Raw genomic sequence first — 2870 nt, forward strand, 5'->3', positions numbered from 1 at the left:
CGTCAGCGACGCGTTGCTCGCGCACCTGTACGCGAATTGCCTGTTCACGGTATTCCCAAGCATGTACGAAGGGTGGGGACTGGCGGCGACGGAATCGATGTCGTTCGGCAAGGCGTGCGTGATCGCGAACAACAGCGCACTGCCGCAAGCGGCGCAAGGGCTGATGCCGCAGTACCCTCCGGGCGATTTCTTCGGCTGGAAAAACGAGATCACGCGCCTGATCGACGACCACGCATACCGTCTTGATCTGGAGCGCAAGATTGCGAGCCATTACGTGGCCAGAACCTGGGCCGACTTCTCGCGCGAGTTCTGCGAGAAACTGCTCGTCAACGTTTAACCGCCCTCGTTGCGCCCACACACGACATGGTCAAACAAGCCACCGCGAAACAACGCATCGTCGTCAACGTGACGGCCAGCGCCGACTGGCGCCGGCGCCCGGTCGGCATCATCCGGGTCGAGCGCGAGCTGGTCAAGCAACTGCGGCACTTGCACCCGACGCGCATCGAACCGGTGCTGCTCGATCGCCAAAGCGGCGAATGGAAGCTCACGGGCGCGCCGCTATTCGACGAGATCTGCTCGGACGAATGGGTGCTGGCCGACAACCCGGATGAGGTGCCGCCAGCCTTGAAGAAGCCGCTCGCGCCGTTCAAGCCGAGCCCGGCCGACAAGTTCGTGACCGTCGGCAGCGACTGGTCGTTCGACATCCCGGATCGGGTGATGCGCCTGTACGGCCAGCACAAGGCGCTCGTCGCCGCGCTGTACGACCTGATTCCGCTGCTGTTTCCGGAGTTCACGCCCGGCCCGGAATTCTTCGATCAGTTCCACCGCCATTACCGCGACGTTGCGAAATACGCGCAATCGGTGTTCTCGATCTCCGAGCATTCGAAGCAGGACCTGCTCGAATTCTGGCAGCGCGCCGAGCTGAGCGGGCCGCTGCCGCGCGTGGAGGTGGTGCCGCTTGCGGGGCTGCCGCGCAAATCGGCGCTGCCGCAGTTGAGCGCGGCTGAGCGCGCGCAGTTGCGCAGCCTCTGCAACGCGGGCGAGTACGTGATTCTGGTGAGCACGCTGGAGCCGAGAAAAAACCACCAGCTGATGCTCGACATCTGGCGCCAGTTGCACCTGGAGCGCGGCGCGCGCTGCCCGCGCCTGATCTTCGTGGGCATGCGCGGCTGGGGCGCGGAGAACATGATCCAGCAGATGGGGCAGATGAACGCGACGCGGGACGGCAAGATCGAGTGGCTGCAAGGCGTGGGCGACGATCTGCTGATGCATTTGTATGCGAACGCGCTGTTCGCGGTGCTGCCGAGCCATTACGAAGGCTGGGGGCTGGCGGCGACGGAGGCGGCCAGCTTCGGCAAGGTGTGCGTGACGTCGAACAACAGCGCGCTGAGCGAGGCGACGGGCGGCTTGTCGCCGAGCCACCATCCGCTGGATCTGCCCGCGTGGGAGCGCGAGATCCGGCGCCTGATCGACGAGCCCGAGTATCGCCAGGGGCTGGAAACCCGGATCGTGAACGGCTTCGTCCAACGCACGTGGGACGATTTCGGCCGCGAATTTTCGACGAAACTGCTTTGACCGACGCCATGCGAGAACACGCTGCACGAATCCTGCAGGTTACCCCTTATCCGACGATCGATCCCCGTCATGGCGGCCAGATCCGCTCGGCGCAGATTGCCGCCGAGTTGCGCGCGGCCGGCTACGAGGTAAAGAACGTCGCGGTGTATGTCGCGGACGATTATCCGCAGGCGGGCGAGGACGACATCGCGTTCGATTCGAAGTCCGAATACTGGCATGGCGATCTGCCGTGGCTGTCGGATTATTACAGCGGGGTGTTCGGCGCGCGTGACGCGAAAGCATCGGCGCGGCTGCAGGCGGTGATCAATGCGTATCGGCCGCAGGCGGTGGTGATCGAGCAGCCGTGGCTGTTCAAGGCGGTGCAGCGGGTGGCGCCGCCGGGCACGAAGCTGATCTATTCGTCGCAGAACATCGAGTGGCGGCTCAAGGACAAGCTGTTCGCGAGAACGGGCCATCCGCAGCGGGAGGCGCTGATCGAGGCGATCCGGGAGATGGAGCACGCGGCGGCGCGCGACGCGCATCTGGTGGTGGCGTGCACGGAGTCGGACCTGGCGTATTACCGGGAAGTGTCGGGCAAGCCGGCCTTCAACGCAGTGGTGGCGGGCAACGGAGTGGAGCCGTTCTCGTGCACGCCGCAGCGGGTGGCGGAGTGGCTGGCGTTCTTCAGCCGGCCGATTCCGGTATTCGTGAGCAGTGCTCACTTGCCGAACGCGCAGGGTTTCTGGGACATGATGGCGCCGGGGCTGACGTTCTTGCGGCCGGACGAGGACATTCTGGTAGTGGGCGGAGTGAGTTCGATCATCATGCAGGCGCCGGGCTACCAGCGGTATGCGGACGTGAACCTGAGCCGGCTGAACATAGCGGGGCCGCGGGAGAAGACGGAGCTACAGGCGCTGGTGCGGGCGAGCCACGTGGTGTTGCTGCCGATCACGGATGGGGAGGGCTCGAACCTGAAGACGGCGGAGGCGCTGGAATCGGGCTGCCCGATCGTGGCGACGAGCAAGGCGTTTCGCGGATTCGAGGCGGCGATGTCGCTGCCGCACGTGCAGATCGCGGACAACGCGCGGGACTTCCGGGTGGCGGTGCGGCGCGCGCTGGACCGGCCGAGGAAGACGGATGCGACGCCGCTAGAGGTGCGCTCGAAGTATTACTGGAAGAATCAACTGAAAGGTTTCGTCGAGGCGATGCGCCCGCTGTCCGAAGCCAAGGCAACGGCGGCCAAGGCCAGCGCAGTGGCGGCAGTGCGTTGACGCAGCACGGGCACGCGCTTCGTGCCGCCCGGCGCGGCATGGAGC

At 65.4% G+C, this 2870-nt stretch carries 3 protein-coding genes; all 3 read left to right on the forward strand.

Features of this window, described 5'->3' with window-relative positions:
* A partial coding sequence (locus WS68_RS08565) for a glycosyltransferase (protein WP_156429409.1) occupies nucleotides 1-337 on the forward strand: 337 nt, incomplete at its 5' end.
* A 26-nt stretch (nucleotides 338-363) separates the two neighbouring features.
* Nucleotides 364-1575, forward strand: a complete 1212-nt coding sequence (locus tag WS68_RS08570) for a glycosyltransferase family 4 protein (RefSeq protein ID WP_059570387.1) — start codon at nucleotides 364-366, stop codon at nucleotides 1573-1575.
* Nucleotides 1576-1583: 8 nt separating this feature from the next.
* Nucleotides 1584-2825: a glycosyltransferase gene (locus WS68_RS08575; RefSeq protein ID WP_059570388.1), complete on the forward strand. Its 1242-nt coding sequence runs from the start codon at nucleotides 1584-1586 to the stop codon at nucleotides 2823-2825.
* The last annotated feature ends 45 nt before the right edge of the window (nucleotides 2826-2870 follow it).

The organism is Burkholderia sp. TSV86 (assembly GCF_001522865.1).
Taxonomy (GTDB): domain Bacteria; phylum Pseudomonadota; class Gammaproteobacteria; order Burkholderiales; family Burkholderiaceae; genus Burkholderia.

What these genes read in the sequence shown, in the direction of transcription:
- WS68_RS08570 (WP_059570387.1), top strand. Translation starts at nt 364, where the DNA reads ATGGTCAAACAAGCCACCGCGAAACAACGCATCGTCGTCAACGTGACG.
- WS68_RS08575 (WP_059570388.1), top strand. Translation starts at nt 1,584, where the DNA reads ATGCGAGAACACGCTGCACGAATCCTGCAGGTTACCCCTTATCCGACG.